A 21,495-nucleotide genomic window follows, 5' to 3' on the forward strand; every position below is an offset into this window, starting at 1 on the left:
AAACTTTTAGTTAGCTACGCTACTCCTTAGGCTCCGCAGTCCTCAGTCTTCGTGAATCTGTCGGGCTGGATTTTCTCGGCGGGGCGCATATAATGCAGGTATTACCCTAATGCGCCCGCGCCGGAAAAACCAGCCCGACGAACCAATCGAGAATTGTGCCGCCGGCAGCGGGAGGATGCGTAAGCATCCGTCTAAAGTTTTTTTGGTTCTTTTTGTTCACAAAAAGAACAGTTCACTCCTGTTACCAAAACAGACATCTATAAATTTAAGAGTGTTTTACATGAGTTAGCAAATCATCGGGTCGTTTATTCAGATAATGGTTTTCGCGTTCGCGCATTTTGGCCGCATCGGTTTCGGTTTTGTCCTTATATCCCGCCAAGTGCATGATTCCGTGGATGATAACCCGCAATAGTTCCACGTGGAACACCACCCCGAACTGCTCCGCATTGGCCCGCACCGTATCGACACTGATAAAGAGGTCGCCCGATAAGACCGAATCCGCCGTGTAGTCGAACGTGATGATATCCGTGTAGTAATCGTGCTGCAAATAACGCCGGTTCATCTCCAGGAGATAAGCGTCGCTGCAAAAAATCACGTGGATATCTCCCGTTCGAAACCCCTCCTCCGCCACCGCCGCCCGCACCCAGGCAGCCACCGCACGTTTGTGTCCCGCGATGTCGAACGTCGTATCTTCCGAATGAAACGCAATGGCCATAATAATTCGGTCTTTGTGATGAAATTATCGTTTCAGCCAACTCTCCGGATTCAGATTATCGCTCTCTTTCCAGAGTTCGAAGTGGATCGTCGCCTGCTGGTCGGCCGGTACTTTGGCTACCGTCCCGATCGCCGCCCCTTCGATGACCCGTTCGCCTTCGCGCACGAAGACGGAATCCAGGTTGGCATAAATCGTCAAATAAGAGCCGTGCCGCACCATGACCGACATCCCGAGCCCCGGAAAAAAGAAGACCTTCCGCACCTCTCCCTCGAAAACGCACTGCACCTGGCTCCCCGCCCGAGCCGCCAGGTTGATCCCTTTATTATTGACCTTCACCCCCTTCTGATCCGGATGGTCGTGCACCCCGTACCGCCCCACCATCACACCGTCCACCGGTCGCATCAAAGCCCCTTTCCGCGCCTCGAAACGCCGGGTCAGAGCCGAATCGTCGCTTTTGGCCTGCGTCGAACCCGTTCCTTTTTTCGCATTCGCCGCACTACTCTTTTTCCTCACCTCCTTCTCCACCTCCTGTTGCAACCGACGCTCCAACTCCGCCACCTGTCTCCGCCGTTTATCCGCTTCGGCGAGCAGCTCTTTCTCTTTTCCTTTCAGCGCACTCTGCGTACGCTTCAACTGACCGCGCTCCTCCTCCAGCCGAACCAGCTCGGCCGCATGCTGCTGTCTCAATCCGTCGAGCCGACTTTTCCGTTCGTCCAGCGCCGTCGCCTCACTCTTCAGCCGCGCCGCCAAAGTCTGCAACTCGACCGCCTTTCGCTCCATATCGGCGCTGATTCGTTTAACATAATAAAGTCTCCGTGCAGCGTCTGAAAAGTCGTGCGCCGAGAAGACGAACGAAAGAAAGCTATTATGGCGATAATTCTTGTATGCGATTCGGATAAGTGCTGAGTATCTGCCTTTTAAGAGATCGTACCTTTTTTGGAGTTCGACGAGTTGCCGCGCCTTGAGGCTCAAGTCTCCGGAAAGGGTTCCCATCTCGGTTTCGATGCTCTGAACGATCGACTGCCGGTTTTCCAATTTGGTTCCGATCAACTTCAGGTTGTCGAGCGTCGCCCCCTGCTCTTTTCGGGTATCTCCGACCAGCCGGTTGATGCGTGCGATCTCAGCCTCGGCCCGCCGGATCCGATCCTTCACGTCGTCGCCCCTCCCCGACCCCGGAACCAGGAGCAACACGACCGCAGCTATGGAAAAGAATCGCCCTTTCATGGTCATTTTTTCCCGTTTTCGGCCGCCTCCAACCGTTTGAGCCGCTCTTCGATCTTCCGCCCGTCAGCTCCCGCCTCCAAAGCCCGCTGCCAATAGGTTTTGGCCATAAAATACTCGTTCAGCGCAAACAGGATATCGCCGTAATGCAGGAAAAGCTCCGCACTCCCCTCCGCATCCATCACCAACGCCTGCCGCATCAGCTCCCTGGCCTCCTCATACCGCCCGAGCCGATAGAGCACCCACGCCTTCGTATCGAGAATCGTAGCGCTCTGCGGCGTCAATTCATTGGCCCGGGTCGCCATCCGCAAGGCTCGCTCCAGCTCCTTCCCCTCTTCGCTCAGGTAATAGGCGAAGTTGTTCAGCAACATCGCCCGGTCGGGGGCCAATTTCAAGGCCCGTTCGTAGTATTTGTAAGCCTCCTTGTTGTTTCCGCGCAAGTGGGCCATATCGCCGCAGAAACTCAACGCTTCGCTCGTAATCGAGTCGTTGGTCGAATAACCGATCACCTCGCGCGCCGCTTCGATCGCTCCGAGCGTATCGCTCCGCTGGAAACAAACCGCCAACCGCGTCATCCCCAACTCCGGATCGTTCGGAAAACGATCCTGTGCCTCAGCCAGATAACGATCCACCGTATCCGCCAACCCGCGATGCTGGGCCACAGCGATCGCCAATTGGTAGAGCGAAGCGGAAGCATCCCCCTCCCCGATCCACTGCGCCAGATGCTCCAGTGCCGTCTCCGCCTGTCCCCCGTAGATGAGGTGTCGGGCATAAAAATCGCGCGCCAGCTCCTCCTTCGGCGCCGACCAGAACACCGCGTCCGCCAACCGCGCCATATAGACGAAATAACGCCTGTAAAGCTCCGGCGACCGTCCCAGATAGGTGCCGAAATAGTCCACTTTAGCCTGCAACGGGAACGCAGGATGGGCGAAAACGGGTATCAACGCCTCCGGAAACTCCGGCCACTGGTCTTTGATCCGGTAGTATTCCGCCAGCGCAATCCGCGGCCCCACGCTCGTCGAGTCGATCGCGATCGCCCGCCGATAGTTCTCCAACGCCACGCTGTCGCGCCGCAGCGCAGCCGCCAACTCGGCGAGCTGGATCCGGAAAGCGCTCTCGTCCGGCAGCTCCTCGCACACCCGGGCCATATAGTCGTACGCCTCGGCATAGCGTTCCGCGCGAATCAAAGCCTGCCGCTTCATTTCGATCGTCCGGGGCTGCCATCCGCTGCGCGCCTGCAACGTATCCAGCAGGACGATCGCCTCGCCCGGCATTCCCCGCTCCAGCTTCAAGGCAGCGAGCATCGAAAGGGTCTCCAGATTCGAAGAATCCTGCCGAAAAAGCTCCGTAAACAAGCCGTCCGCCCCCGCATAGTCGCCCGAAAGGGCCAGCAACCGGGCATAATTATCGGCGTATTCCACACACTCCGGATCGATCTCGTAAGCCCGCCGTCCATAGCGCAACGCCGTCTCCTGTTCGCCGATCATCCGGGCGATTCCCGACAGCCGATAGTACGAGGCGGCATGTTCCGGCACCTCGCGCAGAGCCGCTTCGTAACACTGCGCCGCTTCGCGCAACGTCCCGAGATTCTGGCGCTTGACCCCCTCCAGATAGAGCCTCGACGCCTCTTCCAGCCGCCCCGGCCCATGCTCGCGCCCGGCCACCGAAGCGACGCCGGCAACCATTGCCAACAGGGCGATCAACAGGTATTTTCTCCTTCTCATTCCCACGTTATTTAACTCCCGTCGAGCCGAAACCGCCCTCTCCGCGCCGCGTCTCGTCCAGCACGACCGCCTCTTCCCACGCCAGCCGTTCGTAACGGGCAAAAACCAGTTGCGCCACTCGCTCGCCCGGCTGCATCTCGAACGGTTCGTTCGACAGATTGACCAACAGGACTTTCAGTTCCCCCCGGTAATCCGGATCGATCGTCCCCGGCGAATTGATGACGGTAATACCATGCTTGGCAGCCAGTCCGCTCCGAGGCCGCACCTGAATCTCATACCCCTCCGGAATCTGGAAATAGAGCCCCGTCGGCACCATCACCCGCTCCAGCGGCCCGATGGTGATCGGTTCGAGCGTATGGGCCCGCACGTCGAGCCCCACAGCCTGGGCGGTTTCGTAGGCCGGCAGCGGATTCCCCGACCGGTTGATTACCTTTACTTTTTCCATAACGTAGCTATTTTTCGTCCTCCGAACTCCAGCCTAAAGGCGACGAGGAGATAGATCAAAAGTAGTAAAAAATCGAGCGTCACCCGCCCCCAGGCCGGCAAAAGGGCCGTGGCATACGAGAGAGCGAAAATCGCCCCCCCAAAAAGGAAATAGAAGCCGATCCGCCGCAAATCGAACGGCACGGGAAAATATTTCCGACACAGGAAATAGCTGGCCGCCACCATCGCCAGCATCGACACGACCCGCGCCACCGCCGCCCCGTGATAGCCCATCGAAGGGATCAGCAGGAGGTTGAGCACCAACGTAATGGCCACGCCCGAACCGGTGATGTAGATCGCCACCCGCGTCTTGTCGGCCGCCTTGTACCAGAACGAGAGATTGACCAGAATCCCCGCCAGCAGGTTGGCCAGCAGCAAAAGCGGCAGAATGCCCATCCCGCTCCGGAAATCCGACCCCACGATATAAGCGAACTCGCGCGCAAAGAGTGCGAGTACCAGAAAGATCGCGATGCCGGCGATCGTAAAATACTTGGTCGCTTCGGCATTGGCCGCCCGGAAATCCTCTTTCGAGAAGCCCTGCAGGAAGAAAGGTTCCGCCCCGAGGGTATAAATCTGGCGAAAAATCATCAGCAGAGCGGCAATCTTAGCCACCGCCGTATAGACCCCCAACTCGGCATCGGCAATCTCGACCGGCAACATGAAGTAGATCAGCTGCCGATCGATAAAGTCGCCCGCCACGCCCATAATACCGGCCATCATGAGCGGTATGGAATAGGTGAAAATGCTCCGCAGCAGGCGCGTCGAAAAAGCGGTCGAAAGCAGCCTCAGGCTGTGCGGCAAGAGCAGCAGCAGAGAGACCGTACTGGCGATCAGATTGGCCGCCACCACCCACAACGGGCTCTCCACCGCCCCCGGCACGCGGGAGTAGAACCACACGCAGGCCGCCACATTGACCCCCACCCCCGTCACATTGACCACCGTATAGTAAACGGCCTTTCCCTCCTCGCGCAACGCCGCGAGCGGAATCGCCGCCACATTGTCCACCACGATCAGGGCCGTCATCGCCGCGATACAGACCGGATCGAGCCGCATCACCTCCGCCAGCTCTCCGTTGCAGAGAGCCATAATCACGCCGAAAAGCGTGGCCATCAACGCCACCGTCCCCCACGTCGTGGTGAAAAGCCTGCGTTTTTCGCCTAACGTCTGACACTTCGCCGCATAGCGGAAATACCCGGTCGCCAACCCCATCGTCAGCACCACATTGGCGAACGGAATGATCCCGTAGAGCAGATTGACCTGCCCGTAGACCTGTTCGGTGAGGATGCGGGTCAAATACGGCGTCAGCAGGTAGTTCAGAAACTTAGACAGAATGGCGCTGACGCCGTAGACCGCCGTCTGCGAAGCCAGTTTCCGAAGTATGTGGGCCGCTGCCATAGCTCTTTTATTCAATCAACATGTTACATCCCCGAAGCTGCGCCCCCTCGATCCGTCCTAAGACTCGGAACGCGCCGTCGTCGTACACAATCCCTCGATCCTGTATCGCCAGGAATGAGCAAGCATACAAATTGGCTAAATCAATGATATTCAACCCGCCCATCTTCCCTGCCGCGAGCGGTTGCAACGGGCTCTGCAAATCACGCGTCGAAACCCGCATCCACGGCGGACAGCGAAACAGCCCCTCTCCCGTCGAATAGGCCTGCGAGAGCAGTTCCGTCATCCCGTATTCCGAGTGGATCGCCCCGACCCCGAAAGCCCGCTTCAACGTTTCGTGCATTGTTTCACGTGAAACCTCCCGCCTACGTCCCTTCATACCTCCCGTCTCCATCACGACGGCATCGACCGGTAAATGCAATTCAATCCCTTGATTAGAAAGATATTCCGCATAATCCAGCAACGCAAAAGCCACCCCGATTAGTAAAATTTTCTCCCCCTTTTCCGAAGCAGCCGTCAGGTCGGCGGTCAGTTTGTCGTGGTCGTACAGATAAAAACCGCCGCAAGCCCTATTTTTTGCCTGCAACCGCTCGACCATCCAGATCAACGACGACCCCGTTCGCTCCAAATACGACGGCAGCAGGGCAAAGATACTCCACCCCTCCGCAAGGCCGTAAAAATGGCCGAAACCGCGCGTAAACGCCTCGTCGTACAACGCCGTCGAAGCCACATAGTGCCGACTCGTTTCACTGCCCGTCGTCCCGCTGCTGGTAAAGACCGTCTCCGGCTCAAGATCGCTCGCCGCGCTCCATATCCGATGGGTTTTGAAAAACTCCACCGGCAGGTACGGAATACGCTTTATATCAGTGACTTCAAACGGATTTAACCCCAACAATTCGATATACCGCCTGTACGGCTCGCAAGCCGAAGCCTGAAAGCGGAACACCTCCAACGCCAGCACCTCGTCGAACCGCTCCGAAGCAAAAATCCGTTCCTGTAACGCAACAGCCATCAATACAGGTAGTTATTAAACGGATATCGTCCCTCGTGAATCTCCCGCACCATGCCGTACAAATCCTTCCGCAACCGATCGATATTGATTCGCTCGGCCGCCGAGATGAAGATACACGGCACCCCCTCGTTCCTTGCCATCCAGCTCCGCTGGAGCTGTTCGAGCGTCCAGTTCTCGCGCGTCTCGGGCAACAGATCGTCCGCCTCCTTCTCGACGTAGGTATAGGCATCTATCTTATTGAATATCAAAAAGACCGGCTTATCTCCCGCCCCGATCTCGCGCAGCGTCCGATTGACCACCGCGATCTGATCCTCGAAATTGGGGTGCGAAATATCGACCACATGGAGCAGCAAATCGGCCTCCCTCACCTCATCGAGCGTCGATTTGAACGACTCCACCAGCTGCGTCGGCAACTTGCGGATAAATCCCACCGTATCGGACAACAGGAAAGGCAGGTTTTCGAGCACCACCTTCCTCACCGTCGTATCGAGCGTCGCGAAGAGCTTGTTTTCGGCAAAAACGTCGCTCTTGCTCAGGAGGTTCATCAGAGTCGATTTCCCGACATTGGTATACCCCACCAACGCCACCCGCACCAACGATCCCCGTCCGCTGCGCTGCGTCGCCATCTGGCGATCCACCTTGACCAGCTGTTCCTTGAGCCGGGCGATGCGGTCGCGAATGATTCGGCGGTCGGTTTCGATCTCCCGCTCCCCCGCCCCGCCACGGGTTCCTGTCCCCCCGCGCTGCCGTTCGAGGTGCGTCCACATCCCACTCAGCCGCGGCAACAGATACTGCAACTGCGCCAGCTCGACCTGCGTCTTGGCATAGGCCGTCGTGGCCCGCTGGGCAAAAATATCGAGGATCAGCCGCGTCCGGTCCAGAATCCGAACCCCCAACTCACGTTCGAGATTCCGGGTCTGCGACGGCGAGAGTTCGTCGTCGAAAATCACCGTCCCGATCTCCTGTTCCTCCACATAGGCCTTGATTTCGCTCAATTTTCCGCTCCCCATAAAGGTTCGCTTGTCCGGCGCCGCCAACTTCTGCATAAAAGTCGCCGCCGTTTCGAATCCGGCCGTCTCGGCCAGAAACCGCAATTCGTCCAGATACTCCTCCGCCTCGCGCACCTCCTGCCGATCGCGAACGACCGTCGCGAGTACCACCCGTTCCGTCCGGTCGTCGACCGGTTTTTCCATCGATTTTTCTTTTCCCATCCCCATCGAGAACAAAATAAGCAAGCGCCTCCGAACCCATCCGTGAGTTCTGCGACGCCCGCTTACAAAATTACGCTTTTTCGTTCAGCTACCGTGCCTTTCTGCGTCCCTTTTCGGGCAGAATTTGCGCCGTTCCGGTCACCCGGCCGTCGACCATGGCCCGCCAGTTGAGTCGCAACCGATCCGCCATCCCCCGCCGATAATTGACCTTCCCCGTCCAGGAGTCGATCAGGAGGTCGAGATAGATCTCCTCGCTGACCGGCGTCGCCTCTCCGACCTTCAGTCGCACGTACCACATCCCGTCATGCTTTTCGCAACAGATCACCTCGTAGTCCGGACTTTCGAACCGCCTCGGATCCCACAGCCGCACCAGTTTGGGCGATACCTTGACCTCCGATTTCGGCCCATAGAGTTCCGAATTGAGTTTCACCTGAAAGTTCATCGCCGGCACCAGCGTATCGAGCCGCATCACCATTTCCAAAGCCTCCTGGCGCTCCTTTTCGTTCCGGAAATCGTCTCTGTCCGGCGCCTCGTAAGGCTCGACTTTTCCCTGATACAGGGCGATATCTCCCTCAGTGGGAGTCGCCAGCTTCAAGACCGCCTTTCCGTCTCTGGAATCGATAGCGAAGCCGAGGTTGAAAAATCCGTTGACCGAATCGACACAACTCAAATCGAGCAGCCACACCCCGTCCTGATCCTTCTCCGCGCTGTTCACCGAGAAGTGCTCCTTATCGATCCACAGCGGCCCTCCCATATCGGTCATGAGCCACAGCGGAAAGCCCGGTGTTTTATAAAAATAGCCCTGCACCTCTCCCGCATGCCCTTCCTCCTCCTGCAACACGTCCGGCACGAAGCGGAAACGGGTCTCTTCGCCGACCCACCGGTCGATCTCCTGCGCCCTTGCCGCCGGCACCGCCGCAACGACCAGTCCCAGAAAAAAAGCCGCTCCGACCGTCATCCGCCGAATTGTCCGAAAAATCGATTTTGTCCGATCCATATCTTTCGAAAATTTTAACATGAATAAACTTCTCCCTCTTTGTTTGCCACGCCTCATCGGGTTTTCGCCCGGCCACCGCTTTAAAGGTAGTCGTTTTTCGCTTCTCTTCCAACGTTTTCGACGAAAAAAGGCGGCTCGGGGAGATTTTTCCATGCTCCCCGGCCGCCCGGCTTTCCGATCGATCCGACCGATTAGTATTCGCGAATATTCCCTTTGTAGGTAATCGAGTTCGCCGCCCCCGGATTGTTCTGATCCAACGATTTGTTGGAACGCACCTTCAGCGTAGCGACCCCGCTCTTGGAGTTGACCGCGAAATCGAAGCTCAGATTGGCCCCGTTATCTGCCACCGCTTTGATTTTCACCAGCCAAACGTCTTTTTTCTTTTCGCACGAGAGCCATTCATACCGGTTGGTATTCACCCCCGGGCAGTTCACCATATAGACTTCCAGCGAATTCGGCCGAACTTTGGTGTATTCGTAGCGTGTGATCGTCGTCGTCCCAGTATTGGGCTGGATGTATTCGTACGGTACGAACTGGAAGTTCTTGGCCGGCACCACGCGGTTGATGAGTTCCGCGGTGAGCATCTCCTGCCGTGCTTTTTCAGCGGCTTTTTCTTCCTTGGATTTCTTCTGTGCCTGTGCCGAGAAGCTGACCGTCATAAGGGCGGCCATCAGCAAAATCACTTTTTTCATGGTCGTTAGTGTTTTTATAATTGGTTAGTTTTTTCAGTTTCCTGCTCTTTCCTTGGACGCGCCGACTCCGGTTCGGTTTAACGAAAGGGTCAGAATTGCAACTCCCCCTGCCCCGCAATCGCCTCCATCGGAATCCCCAGGTGTTCGTAGGCCCTTGCCGTCGCCTCGCGTCCCCTGGGCGTCCGTTTCAGGAATCCTTCCTTGATGAGGAACGGTTCGTAGACCTCTTCGATCGTCCCTGCATCTTCGCTCACCGCCGTCGCAATGGTCCCCAACCCCACCGGCCCTCCGCCGAACTTGTGGATGATGGTCGACAGAATCCGGTTGTCCATCTGATCCAGCCCCCGGGTATCGATATCGAGCGCATCGAGCGCATGGCGGGTAATCTCCGGTTCGATTCTCCCCCCGCCGCGCACCATGGCGAAGTCTCTCACCCGCCTGAGCAAGGCATTGGCAATTCGCGGCGTCCCGCGCGACCGTCTGGCGATCTCTTCCGCCGCCCCGGCATCGATCGGTATTCCCAATACTTGTGCCGAACGGGTCACGATCCCTTTCAGCGTAGCCACATCGTAGTACTGCAAATGGCAATTGATCCCGAACCTGGCCCTGAGGGGACTGGTCAGCAAGCCCGACCGCGTCGTGGCGCCGATCAAGGTAAAAGGATTCAGTTTGATCTGCACGCTCCGCGCACTGGGCCCTTTGTCGAGCATAATGTCGATCTTGTAGTCCTCCATCGCGGAGTAGAGGTACTCTTCGACGATCGGACTCAGGCGATGAATCTCGTCGATAAAGAGCACGTCTCCCTCGCCGAGATTCGTAAGCAGCCCGGCCAGATCTCCCGGTTTGTCGAGCACCGGCCCCGAAGTGACTTTCATGGTCACTCCCAACTCATTGGTAATGATATTGGCGAGGGTGGTCTTCCCCAGCCCCGGCGGACCGTGCAGCAGGACGTGATCCAACGCTTCGTCCCGCATAATAGCGGCTTTAATAAAGATCGACAGGTTTTCGACGATCTTTTCCTGTCCGCAAAAAGCTTCGAGCTCCTGCGGCCGGATCTGTTCGTCGAACTCTTTGTCGGTCTCTATGTTTCGTATCTCGCTCACAGCCTTATGGCTACCGATTTATTTCCGAAAGGTACGCATTTTTTTGTTCCGATGAAAAAGCTGTGCTTTTTTGAAACGGAGCGATGACGGAACCGCTACCGCTGGGCGCACCCTGTTTGCAGTCGCCGCCAGCGGAGGCGCAACGAGCCCCGTCGAGTTGCAGTCCGCCGCATGGGGTGGCGGCGAACTGCGCGACTCTGCGAGTCGCAAGGACACAGCCAACAATTCAGCTCCCCGCTTGATCCGGCGCAGCTCGAAAACCGTTTTCGGTTTTTGAGCCCGAAGAACAGCACGGCCCAAAGCTCGCCCCAGTTCTCCGCCCCGTGTCTACCTCACTGTGGCTCCGCTATCGGTCCGCCGCGTTTGCCGTCGCCCGCGGCAATTCTTGCCGGATTGGCCAAGCGCCAACCGGCAGAATATGCCTACTTTAGGCGGGCGACGGATTTTTTCGCACCACTCTTTTTTCGCGCGCCTTGCGCGATTCAATCATTTCGGCGTGAGCCGAAATAGTTGAATCGCTTCTTAAGGCGTGGCGCACGTCTGTCCTACGGGAGGGTACTGGCCTCGGGCCGGCCAGGCCCCACGTCCCGTGGACGGGAAATGCTCGCGCATTTCCACTGCCAGCCTCTACCCCAAGCAACCGGCAGCCCCAAGTACAAAAAGGCCCGGAGAACTTCCGTTCCCCAGGCCTCCGTATACATTCCCGAGAGAATATATCTACTCCTCTTCCCGTTGCAACCCCTGCACATAAATCGCCTTCAGCCGCTGTACCCGGTTCTTCACCGACGGCTTCACGAAATACTGCCGCGCACGCAACTCCTTGATCACCCCCGTCTTTTCGTATTTCCGTTTAAACTTCTTGAGGGCCCGTTCGATGTTTTCGCCCTCTTTGATCGGCATGATAATCATATCCGTGTATCTTTTGTTTTTTTACTAAGGTTTATGCGCGCATCTTCTCTTTATCGAAAAGAATCGCCCGAATCCCCGCACGCCAAAGGATCCGTCGTCATTTATCTATGTTTCGTATCTCTTTTCAAACGGCCCTCTTCGGCCTCGGTCTCCTTAACCTCCCTTCGATCACTCCCGTTATCCGGGCATTGAGGCGACAAAGATAACCATTTTTCCCGACAACTTTCCTTTCCCTTCATTTTAAATAAAAGAGATAGATTTATTTATAAGTAAGAAAGAAGGGTAAGAATAGCTGTGGATGGCGTGGATAAAAAGGTCGAATTTCGGTTGCCTGATTGGTTTTTCACATTCTTTCCCCTTTTTGTTTACATCTTCTCATATCCTATTCTGTTGATTGATAAATATTTGTTAGATTTTTTCAACAGTCTTATCGGGAAGTGATTCACATTCGTTTTTCGGGTTCATTCTGATGATAATCCCGGTTTCGGAGCGGGTTTATGTTGTGGATGAAAAAAGAAATTTTTCGGTTGTGATTTTCGATCCGGCAGACATATGGATTTTTTTCGGGGCGGATCAAGTCTTGGAAGACGAAAGTTGTGAAAAGTTTCCGACAACCTTTTCACAAAATCCGGAAAATTATCCGCCATTCGTTTTCAGAGGGTTCGATTCCTGCAACCGAAAATATCCACACGCTATACACATGCACTTCGGCCGAAAACTCCTACCTTTGCGACGGGAAACGATTCGTCTCTCCTTTGTTTTCTCTTTTTGGGGTGGATACAGCATCTTCGACCTATCTTTTTCAGCAGCCGGGCGGTTCGACGCTCTTTCCGACCGGGCCGGAGACGGTCGGTCGGTTGGTCGATTCGGTGCAGTGGCTGCGACCGGCCGGTTCGGCTGCCGAAGTATGGGGCGGTCGGTCGACCCTCTCCGAAGAGCTGACACCGCACGGAGGCCTGGTGCCCGTCTCGCCGCCCGCCGATCCGTGGCAGACCTCCGTCGTCATGGTCGTCCTCATCTGCTTCTATTGTTATGTGCTCTATCGCTTTCGCCGCGATATGGTGAGTTGCCTGAAAAATATCGGTCATACGGAGGATACCCTGACCCTGATGGAGGGGCAGGGGGCCGACTTCGTCTATTTCCTGCGCAGCGGCATCGCTCTGGCCGTGCTGGCCGGTTCGGCCCTCGTGATGGCCTGGTTGGAGATCCGCTGGCCCCGCATCGAGAGCTACTACCTTTTTATAGGCTCCGTCGTCCTCTTTTTGTTGATCGTACTCTATCGGCGCATCCTCTTCCGCGTGCTCAGGTGGCTCACCGACGATAAAAGTGTTTTTCAGGAGATCACCTTCATCAACCGCATCGACGTCACCTTCATCTCCCTCCTCTATGCGCCGCTGGCCATCGTCATCGGAGTGAGCGGCCGGCTCTTCGCCTTCGGTCTGGTGGTGCTCGGCGGGCTGGTCGTCTATCATTTTATAGCTCTGTATAAATACTTTAGATTACGTTCGTTTTCTAAATTACAATGGATTTTGTACCTTTGCTTCGTCGAAATCCTGCCGGTGAGCTTCATTCTTGCGCTGGCGATTCGACAGAGCAGCAGCGTGATCGACTGATTTTATGGCGAAAACACAGAAAGTAAAGCGGATACTGATCGCTCAACCGGCTCCTTCATCGGACAAGTCTCCTTTTTCTGAGCTGGTTTCCAAACACAAACTCGAAGTAGATTTCCGGCCCTTTATTGCGGTCGAAGGGGTGACGCCGAAGGAATTCCGCGCCCAGCGGGTCGATGTGCTGGCCCATACGGCCGTGATTTTCACCTCGCGGAAGACGATCGACAACTTTTTCGAATTGTGCGAAGCGTGTCGGATCCAGGTGCCGGAAGACATGAAATATTTCTGCGTGACGGAGGCGATCGCGCTCTATTTGCAGAAATATATCGTCTACCGGAAACGGAAGATTTTTTACGGGACGACCACCTTTGCGGACTTGATGGAGGTGGTGGCCAAGCATAAGGAGGAGCGTTTTCTGGTTGCCCTGTCGGATCCGTACAAGCCGGAGATCGAGGCTTTGCTGGGGAAGACCGGGGTGAAGTATACAAAGATTATTTTGGCCCATACGGTGGCGGCGGACTTGTCGGACATCTCGATCGTCGATTATGACTTGGTGGCTTGTTACAGCTCGGCAGACGTGCGGGCTTTGCGGGAGCGGTTCGAAGTGCTGCCCGAGGGGATGATCGTGGCGACGCTGGGCAATGCGACCGCCCGGGAGGCTTTGGTGGGGGGATTGAAAGTGGACATCGTGGCTCCGACGCCTCGTTTTCCCTCTTTGACTATGGCGATCGACAAGTATGTGGCGGCGATCAACAGCGGCGGTTCGGTCGAAGGGTTCGGGATGACGGCGGAGGATTTGGGCGGCGAGGCGACGGGCAAAGGTGGTGCGTCGGTCGGTACTAAGAAAGGGAAGGCCGCGACGAAAGTTTCCGCATCGTCAGGGAGCGGCAGCAGTAGGCGGTCTGTGGCGGCTACTACGGGGAAGTGATGAATCTCATGGATGCGCAGTCGTTACATAGGTCGGACGAGCTGGGAGATGCGGTGAGGAGGCGATTTACGTTGCCCAAAAGCGAGCGGTTGGTTGCACGGAGCGATATCGGACGCCTCTTCACGTGTGGAGAGGCGTTTTTAGTCTATCCGGTGAAGTGCACCTGTCGGTTTCGCCCGGGAGCACGGGACAATCGGATGATGGTGATCGTGCCGAAACGGAATTACAAACGCGCCGTGGATCGGAATCTGCTGAAGCGGAGGATGCGGGAGGCCTATCGGCTGCACCGATCCGAGATCGGGGTGGATGTGGCCTTTTCGTATGTGGGCAAGGGAGATCCGGCGGCGTATCGGACGATTGAAAAAGCGATGATTTCGATATGGGAGAGATTAATCAGGATGCGCGACGAGCGACAAGCGGCAGAGCACTCCGGAGACGGGTCGGGTGGGGGAGGCAGGTAGCTATTGCTCCGTTCGTCTTTTTGATTCGTATCTATCGGGCGGCGATTTCTCCTTTTCTGCCCAGTTCCTGCCGGTTTACGCCGACCTGTTCGGCCTATGCGTTGGAAGCGTTTCGGCGGCATGGACTATTTCGAGGATTTTATCTGACCGTGCGCCGCCTGTTGCGTTGCCATCCTTGGGGCGGTAGCGGCTACGATCCGGTGCCGTGATTTAAGTTGGGCTGGGGCTGCCGCGTTGGTTAAGGGCGCCGGCAGCTTGAGGATGCGTAGCATCCGTCTAAAGTTTTTCTGGTTCTCTTTGTTCACAAAGAGAACAGTTCCAGCCGGGATAATGCTAAGTTCGCGCGCCTGCGCGCGGACAAAGAACGGGGATAGAGACGGCCATTAAAACGCCCTGTGGGCGCGCCCGCGCGGCCCGAGCGCAGTCCCTTCAAACCAAATCGCGCGCCACGCCTTAGGAGGGAAATCGTCAAAACTCGCATGCGTGTTTTGACAAGATTTCCCAAGGCGCGCGAAAACGTGGCGGAGCGAAAGCGGAGCCGCAGTGGGGCTGACACGGGGCGGAGAATAGGGGCGAGCTTTGGGCTGTGGGTTGGGCTTGGCTTTGGGTAGTGCTCTTGCGACCCTTTAGGGTCGCGCAGTTCGCCGCCACCCCACGCGGCGGACTGCAACTCGACTGGGCTCGTTGCACTCACCGCTGGCGGCGACCCGCTTTAACCAAGAGCGAGTAGCGCGATTCCATGAGGAATCTCCGTCCTCGGGCGCAGCGACGCATTAGCGGCGCGTGGGAGGCGCGCCGAGGACGCCTCCCACGCGGTAGGCCCGCAACACGCCGCTCACGCGTCGAGAATTGCGATACCTCCCAGGCGTCCGACCCACCAAGGTCAAACAAGAAGAGGGTAGAGTCACCTAATTAGGGTAGCTCCAGCCCCTTGCCCCCGCGGGCCCGCGGCGTTTATTCCGAGAGACAACGCAACTGAAGACCGTAACCGCGGTAATCAGCGTAACTGGTATAGAGGTACGTCGCGCCAAAACTCAAGAACACCCCATTGATGCTGCTCGTGGCGGAAGACCAACTGAATCCACTATCGCCGACACTCTTCTGCCTCCCGTCAGCTCTTTCGCGGCAGCCCGGGGCGGAGATCAGACAAATAAAAAATGCCGGCGGAAAAGCCGGCAAAAACAAAAGTCAGTGAGAAAGGGGCGTTATTCCGTCTTTTCCTGCTGCTGCTCCACCACTGCCGGCAGCTCCGTCTCCGAGAACGACGCCGGCACCTCCAGCATAGGCAATCGCCTCATTCGTCTCCCGATCGCCAAGAGCGCCGTCAGGCCGTAAATCCCCGTCAGCACCCACAGCGTGATGAACTCCGGCCCCACATCCGCCAGCGTCGCCCCCATCGTCCTGATCCGCACCACCGCATTCATCCCGTTGCTCGACGGCATCATCCGACCCAAAGCATACATCCACTGCGGCATCCCCACCGTAGACCACGTGATGCCGCTCACCGCCAGAAACATCACCGACGTCACCACGATCACCAGCATCGAGCTCTCGCGCCGTTTGAAGAACGTCCCGATCGTCAGCCCCAGGAAGATGATCGACAGCAGGTAAGGGACGAAAACCGCCAGCACCGACCAGTGGCTCCCCTTCATCGGATAGTCGAAGAATTTATACTGGAAACCGAACATATAGAGCATCAACGGCACGTAAAGAATCAGATAGGCCAGCGTCTTCCCCAATACCAGCCGCCCGGTTCCATAACCCCTGAACCGGTGCCACATCCGCCGTTCGTACCACGTCCCGCAAACCAAGCCGATCCCCACCAGCAGCAACTGTTGAGAAATCAGCACCAGCACCCCCGGCATAATCGCCGTCCCGTATCCTCCCCCCGGATTGTAGAGCACATTCACCCGGTAATCCACCGGCCTTGCCATCCACTCCGCCTCTTTTTTGTTCAGTCCCGCAGCCATCAAAGTCCCCATCTGCACCTCCGCCCCCGCCGTAATCACCACGTTGCTCACCGCATTCAGGAAGTCGCTGTACAGCAGGAAGTAACCCCCGTCCGCATAGAAGCTGACATAGCTCTGTTCGCCCGCCAGAATCCGCTTTTGGAACCCGTTCGGAATATAGAGTACCCCGTAGACCTTCCGATGAAGGAAGAGCGACTTCGCCTCCTCCAGGCTCTCCGCCTCGTACCGCACCGCCGCCTGAGGCGTGGCGTCGAGCATCCGCGTCAGCTCCCTGCTGCGTGCCGTGTGATCCAGATCGACCACCGCTACCGGAAACTTCCGCACCACCTGAGGCGCATACACCAACGGGTAGATCGTCCCGTAGATCAGCATCGCCCCCAACAGGATCAGCATCGCGCCTCCGTCTTTGAAGATCGAGACGAGTTCGGCTTTCGTTATTTCCCAGAATTTTTTCATGGCATCAATCTTTCCCGTAGTATTTCGGGTTCAACGCGATGTGTTTGAGTCTCGGCATCAACAGCGCCATGGCGACGACGAATGCCCCCATAGCCGCCAGGTCGCCCAGCGACCGCGCCGGCGGAGCTCCCCGGAGGCTCTGTTCGATAAAGAGGTCGATAAAGAAGGTGTAGGGAAAGAGTTTCGACAGAGCGACGATCGCCGGATACATCCCCAGCGCGGGAAAGGTGAGCCCGCAGAACGAGAGCGAGGCCGTAGCGAACCCGCCGGCGATCGACATCGAGAAGCGTGTGTTCGCCGTCAGGGCGACCAGCATGACCGAGATAGCCATATAGGCTAAAATCACGAAGAGGTTCCCCAATACCAGAATCACCGCGGCATGCCCGTGGAAAGGCATCCCGAGAAACCGGTAGAGTAGCGTGTTCATCAGTACCGAGATGAGGCAGAACATCAGCAGATAAGGCGTCAATTTAGCGGCCAGCGCGCGTGTCACACTCCCCCCGGCCGTCTCGATCCACTCCGGAGCGGTTCCCTCCTTGAGTTCGATCCCCACCACATAAACAGTCACGATCGCTACTGTCACGATCAAGGCGAGGAACATCACCCCCGGCAGCAGGTAGTAGGCATAGCTCCCGTAAGGATTGAACAGAACGTGTTTTTCGAACGGAATGGGGTAGGCCATGGCATATCCCTGTCGTTGCGGAATCCCGCGGGCTCCCAGCAGCTGGGTCTCGACGCCGATGTTGAAGGCTTGCAGCACGGTGGTGATGTCGCGCCGCAGCATCCCGGAGTTCAGAATCTGGGCTCCGCTGATTTCGGCGGTCACTTGCGCGCCTCCGTGCCCGGCGTAGATGTCGGCTTGCAGGCCTTTCGGAATCACGAGTACGGCACTCACGAGCCCTTGTACCATCGCGTGCCGACCCTGTTCGATGCTCTCGACGTGCAGGGTCACGGCTGCCGCCGGGGTGGCGTCTACCATCCGGATCAGCTGCCGCGACAGCTCGGTCTTGTCGCCGTCGTACACGGCGACGGGAAGGTCGTCGATCACGCCTTTCGCAAAAAGCAGGCTGTAGAGTACGCTCATCACGGCGGGCAACACGATGACGGCGGTCACGAGTACTTTGCTGTGCCCGAAACGCCTGATCTCGCGTAGTATGCTCTTCCTGAATGGTCCCATGCGGGTCATTGTATTTAACAGTTCGATTATCTGTTTTTGCCCGGGAGTGAACTGTTCTCTTTGTGAACAAAGAGAACCAGAAAAACTTTCGACGGATGCTTGCGCATCCTCCAGTTGCCGGCGGCCCGGTTTTCGGACTCTTCTTTGGGTCGGGAGCAAACGGCGCGCTAATGCGAGCTAAACCCCATGCGCGCCGTTGCCCCAACCCAAAAGCAGTCACAGAGAATGAGGACTGCGGAGCCTAAGGCATAGCGTAGCTATCATGAAAGTTCTTTGGGTACCTTTCTTGAAAGAAAGGTACGGTTCCCTGCGGGTAGACACGAATCAAACGAATGGTTTATAAGCTATTATAATCCACCGTGACCGACATTCCCGGTCTGAGATTAGCGATCGGCGTTATCGGGCGGGCATGGATTTCGAACGTTTTGACATCGAACTCGCCGCTTGTGCGCGTCGCCGCCCACGTGGCATACGACGCCTCCGCCGCGATGTAAGTCACCTTCATTTCATAGGTTTTGTCCAGTGCCGGGAAATAGGCATCGAACTTCGTTCCGAGCTTGATTTTGGGCAAGAGCGTCTCCTTGATGTTGAATACCGCCCACGAATCCTTCAGGTCGACCACCGTCACCACCGGATAGCCCGTTCCCACCAGTTCGCCGTTTTCCGAGATCACGCTCGACACCTCTCCGTCCACCGGCGCGAACTGGCGTGTCTCCGTCACGAACGACTCCACCTCGCTCACCGCTCCGCCCGCCTGTGCCACCAGCGCCTTGGCCGCCGCCTTCTCTTCCCACTGAGCCCCCTCTTTGGCCATGCTGTACCCCGCTTCTGCCGCCGTCGCCGTCGTCTTCATCGCCCGCAAGTTCGCCTCCGCCTCGTCTAATTTCTGAGCCGGCACCACCCCCTGATCGTACAGGTTTTTCACCCGATCGTACGTTTTCTGAGCCAGATCCAGCCCGGCCAACGCCTTCTGCCACATTTCGTAAGCCTGTTGGATCTGCTGTTTCCGAGCCCCGGCATCCACCTTGTCCTGAAGAGCCGTCGCAGCATCCTTCGCCGCCTCCGCCTGAGTCAGTTTGGCGAAGACCTCCGGCGAACTGATGCCGTACAGGAATTGGCCCTTCCGCACCGCATCGCCCCGTTTGACCGTCAGGCTGTCCACCCGGCCCGGTACTTTGGACGACACTTTGTAGCTCGTCGCCTCGACCGTCCCCTGCATGATGTACGGAGCGGGTTTGAGCACGAACCACCCGATGAATGCCACCACCGTGATCGTCGCGATGATGATGAGCGCAATGGTATATACTTTCGATTTCATAGTCCTAAGGGATTGAGAGTGATGATCGTAAAGGTTAGTCGTTGTCGATCGTCCGGAAGTCGGGTTGATACATGTAGCTTCCGAGCGCTTCGGTTTCGCCGGCCAGCGCCAGCAGCTGGGCCAGCGTCACGTCGAATGTGTAAGCCGCCGCGAGCCGTTCCACCTTGGCTTTGGCGAGGTTCATCCGCGCGTCCACCACGTCCGAAGAGGGGGCGATCCCCTCGCTGAAAGCGCGTTGTTTGGCGTCGAGGTACGATTCCGCGAAAGCCACCGTCGCCTGCAAGGCATTCACCTCCGCCGCCGAGCTTTTGAGTTGGTTATAGAGTTTTTCGGTCAGGGTCATCAGGTCGTTCTCCGCCTGCACCTGCATGGCTTCGACCTGTCGCACCTGCCGTTTCGCCGAAGCGTGTTTGTATTCGCTCCCCAAGCCGTCGAAGATGCGCAATTTCACGCCGGCTCCCACCATCCACCTCGGTGCCAGCTGAGTCAGTTGCCAGTCCCATGCATTGACCGCCCCCATCGCCGCCACCTCGGGCAGGAAAGAGGCCCGTGCGACCCGCACCCCCTCTTCGGCCAGCCGGCGGGTCAGCTCGACCTGTTTGAGAATCGGGCTGTTCTGTCTGACGCGTTCCAGGTAATGGTCGAGCGGTCGCAGGCTGTCGACGATGAACAATGCCGTAATCGGCAGGTAGTTTCCCTCGCGATTGAGCGAAGCGCCGAGCGCGCGGTTGATGGTTCCGATCTGAAGACCGGCAGCGGTCTGTTCTCCCTCCGCCTTGGCGAGGAACATTTCGGCGTAGAGTTTTTCGGTCGATGCGATCATCCCGTTGGCTTCCAGCTTGATAGCGTCGTCCAAGTGTTTCCGCATCCCTTCCGTGACCTCTTCGCGGACTTTCAGTACGTGATGCGCCAGCGAGAGGCCGTAATACCGTTCGACGACTTGTGCGAACAGGTCGGTCTGTGCCTTCGCCGCCTCCTGGTCGCTCTTTTCGACGCCGATCTTAGCGGCGTTCACCGCTGCGTTGATCTTGCCGCCCATATATATAGGTACGGCCGCCGTAGCCCCTACCGTAGCGAACTGTTTCTTCTGGAGCGTAAGGCTCAGGTCGAGTCCCTGTACTGCCTGAATGACTTCGCCCGGGATCGGAAAGGGGAGCGGCAGCTGTCCGATAGCCTGCAAAGCGGCCTCTTTCTCCTTGTTCAGGTCGAAAGCCTTGATGTCCTTGGACATATAGGTGTAGGCGGCTCCGATTCCGAGTTGCGGCATCCGGAGTCCCCATACGGATTTCCGGTTCAGCACGGCGGCTTCCTGTGCCTGTCGCTGTGCCTCCAGGACAGGGCTCTGCCGATAGCTGAGTTCGATGGCCTCCTGCAACGTGAGCGCCTGTTGCGTGGTCTCCTGCGCGGCCGCGGTGCCGAAACAGATCCCTGCTGCGAGCGTAGCGCCGAGTGTTCGTAGTGTGTGATTCATCTGTTCTTGGATGTGTCGTTCCTGAAACACGTTGATCTTACAATCGTTGTTGTGGCGATTATCCGCCGGATTTTCCTTATCAATTTTTATGCCTTTTTGTCGACCGGCCTGCGGCGACGGAGCAACGGATAATACGGGGCTAATATATTAAAAATCGAGCGATTCTCCATCTCTTTTTCTTCTTTTGGCATGGTAATTGTGCTTTTGGGGGTCGAGATAGTTCTTTCTTAAGGCGCGGACGGAGGGTTGGATCAAGGCTGTCGCGTTGGTTAAGGCCGCCGGCAGCTTTAGGATGCGTCAGCATCCGTCTAAAGTTTCTTTGGTTCTTTCTGTTCACAGAAAGAACAGTTCCAGCCGGGGCAATGCCCAGCTCGCGCGCCGCCGCCTAAAGAGGGAAATTGTCAAAACTCGCTTGCGTGTTTTGACAAGATTTCCCCGGCGCGCACCAAGAACTGGGCTGAGCTGATTAAGCGATACGCAGTATCGCTCTGTCCCGCCGGGGCGCCCATCGGGCTTTTGCTAGGGTTCTCTTTGCCTTATTAACCGGACGCCGCTCGCGCAAGGCAGTTTTAGACGGGACAAAGCTCGACCGCGCGCCCCGCCTAAAGAAGCGATTCAATCATTTCGGCGGTGAGCCGAAATAGA

The 21,495-nt window shown here is 57.1% G+C and carries 19 protein-coding genes; 4 read left to right on the forward strand and 15 right to left on the reverse strand.

Annotated elements, in window-relative coordinates; translation table 11 throughout:
• Positions 1–265: 265 nt before the first annotated feature.
• The 11 genes from ybeY to rpsU all read right to left on the reverse strand — a co-directional run bounded on the left by ybeY (position 266) and on the right by rpsU (position 11,459).
• Entirely contained in the window at positions 266–715 is a 450-nt protein-coding gene (gene ybeY / locus Q9S52_RS06220) for an rRNA maturation RNase YbeY (protein WP_304708512.1), read from the reverse strand.
• Between the two features lie 24 nt (positions 716–739).
• Positions 740–1,945: a murein hydrolase activator EnvC gene (locus Q9S52_RS06225; RefSeq protein WP_304708513.1), complete on the reverse strand. Its 1,206-nt coding sequence runs from the start codon at positions 1,943–1,945 to the stop codon at positions 740–742.
• On the reverse strand, positions 1,942–3,660 hold the full coding sequence (locus tag Q9S52_RS06230) for a tetratricopeptide repeat protein (RefSeq protein WP_304708514.1): 1,719 nt from the start codon (positions 3,658–3,660) through the stop codon (positions 1,942–1,944). Before Q9S52_RS06230 ends, Q9S52_RS06225 begins: the two co-directional genes overlap by 4 nt.
• Positions 3,661–3,667: 7 nt before the next feature.
• The gene (gene dut / locus Q9S52_RS06235; RefSeq protein WP_294593035.1) at positions 3,668–4,105 is read right to left on the reverse strand and encodes a dUTP diphosphatase; all 438 of its coding nucleotides are present in this window, start codon (positions 4,103–4,105) and stop codon (positions 3,668–3,670) included.
• The gene (locus Q9S52_RS06240) at positions 4,093–5,538 is read right to left on the reverse strand and encodes a lipopolysaccharide biosynthesis protein (protein ID WP_304708515.1); all 1,446 of its coding nucleotides are present in this window, start codon (positions 5,536–5,538) and stop codon (positions 4,093–4,095) included. The genes dut and Q9S52_RS06240 overlap by 13 nt, the downstream gene beginning before the upstream one ends.
• A gap of 7 nt (positions 5,539–5,545) precedes the next feature.
• A complete protein-coding gene (locus tag Q9S52_RS06245; RefSeq protein WP_304708516.1) occupies positions 5,546–6,547 on the reverse strand; it encodes an acyltransferase in 1,002 nt (333 codons plus the stop codon).
• Positions 6,547–7,740 carry a GTPase HflX gene (gene hflX, locus Q9S52_RS06250; protein WP_294593043.1) on the reverse strand — a complete coding sequence of 398 codons (1,194 nt, stop codon included), beginning with the start codon at positions 7,738–7,740 and terminating at the stop codon, positions 6,547–6,549. The genes Q9S52_RS06245 and hflX overlap by 1 nt, the downstream gene beginning before the upstream one ends.
• A 106-nt stretch (positions 7,741–7,846) precedes the next feature.
• Complete coding sequence (locus Q9S52_RS06255) at positions 7,847–8,755, reverse strand: hypothetical protein (protein ID WP_304708517.1); 909 nt, start codon at positions 8,753–8,755, stop codon at positions 7,847–7,849.
• Between the two features lie 191 nt (positions 8,756–8,946).
• Positions 8,947–9,447: a hypothetical protein gene (locus tag Q9S52_RS06260; RefSeq protein WP_294593048.1), complete on the reverse strand. Its 501-nt coding sequence runs from the start codon at positions 9,445–9,447 to the stop codon at positions 8,947–8,949.
• An 89-nt stretch (positions 9,448–9,536) separates the two neighbouring features.
• On the reverse strand, positions 9,537–10,550 hold the full coding sequence (ruvB, locus tag Q9S52_RS06265) for a Holliday junction branch migration DNA helicase RuvB (protein WP_297623776.1): 1,014 nt from the start codon (positions 10,548–10,550) through the stop codon (positions 9,537–9,539).
• 717 nt (positions 10,551–11,267) lie between these two features.
• A complete protein-coding gene (rpsU, locus tag Q9S52_RS06270; protein WP_294594498.1) occupies positions 11,268–11,459 on the reverse strand; it encodes a 30S ribosomal protein S21 in 192 nt (63 codons plus the stop codon).
• A 755-nt stretch (positions 11,460–12,214) separates the two neighbouring features.
• Between rpsU and Q9S52_RS06275 the strand changes: the two genes are divergently transcribed.
• Genes Q9S52_RS06275 through yidD form a run of 4 tightly spaced genes read left to right on the forward strand, consistent with a single transcriptional unit; the run spans position 12,215 to position 14,667 of the window.
• Positions 12,215–13,072 (forward strand): DUF4271 domain-containing protein, encoded by an 858-nt coding sequence (locus Q9S52_RS06275; RefSeq protein ID WP_300828226.1) that lies wholly within the window; start codon positions 12,215–12,217, stop codon positions 13,070–13,072.
• Positions 13,073–13,076: 4 nt separating this feature from the next.
• Complete coding sequence (locus tag Q9S52_RS06280) at positions 13,077–13,997, forward strand: uroporphyrinogen-III synthase (protein WP_304708518.1); 921 nt, start codon at positions 13,077–13,079, stop codon at positions 13,995–13,997.
• On the forward strand, positions 13,997–14,458 hold the full coding sequence (locus tag Q9S52_RS06285) for a ribonuclease P protein component (protein ID WP_304708519.1): 462 nt from the start codon (positions 13,997–13,999) through the stop codon (positions 14,456–14,458). The genes Q9S52_RS06280 and Q9S52_RS06285 overlap by 1 nt, the downstream gene beginning before the upstream one ends.
• Positions 14,377–14,667 (forward strand): membrane protein insertion efficiency factor YidD, encoded by a 291-nt coding sequence (gene yidD / locus Q9S52_RS06290; protein ID WP_304708520.1) that lies wholly within the window; start codon positions 14,377–14,379, stop codon positions 14,665–14,667. The genes Q9S52_RS06285 and yidD overlap by 82 nt, the downstream gene beginning before the upstream one ends.
• Positions 14,668–15,663: 996 nt before the next feature.
• On the opposite strand, the gene Q9S52_RS06295 is transcribed toward yidD, so the two are convergent.
• From Q9S52_RS06295 to Q9S52_RS06310, 4 genes are all read right to left on the reverse strand, one after another.
• Positions 15,664–16,884 (reverse strand): ABC transporter permease, encoded by a 1,221-nt coding sequence (locus Q9S52_RS06295; protein WP_304708521.1) that lies wholly within the window; start codon positions 16,882–16,884, stop codon positions 15,664–15,666.
• 4 nt (positions 16,885–16,888) lie between these two features.
• Positions 16,889–18,061, reverse strand: a complete 1,173-nt coding sequence (locus Q9S52_RS06300) for an ABC transporter permease (protein WP_304708522.1) — start codon at positions 18,059–18,061, stop codon at positions 16,889–16,891.
• 337 nt (positions 18,062–18,398) lie between these two features.
• A complete protein-coding gene (locus tag Q9S52_RS06305) occupies positions 18,399–19,379 on the reverse strand; it encodes an HlyD family secretion protein (RefSeq protein ID WP_294594301.1) in 981 nt (326 codons plus the stop codon).
• Positions 19,380–19,413: 34 nt separating this feature from the next.
• Positions 19,414–20,850, reverse strand: a complete 1,437-nt coding sequence (locus tag Q9S52_RS06310) for a TolC family protein (protein WP_304708523.1) — start codon at positions 20,848–20,850, stop codon at positions 19,414–19,416.
• Positions 20,851–21,495 lie beyond the last annotated feature (645 nt).

This window comes from uncultured Rikenella sp. (assembly GCF_948810725.1).
Classification (GTDB): domain Bacteria; phylum Bacteroidota; class Bacteroidia; order Bacteroidales; family Rikenellaceae; genus Rikenella.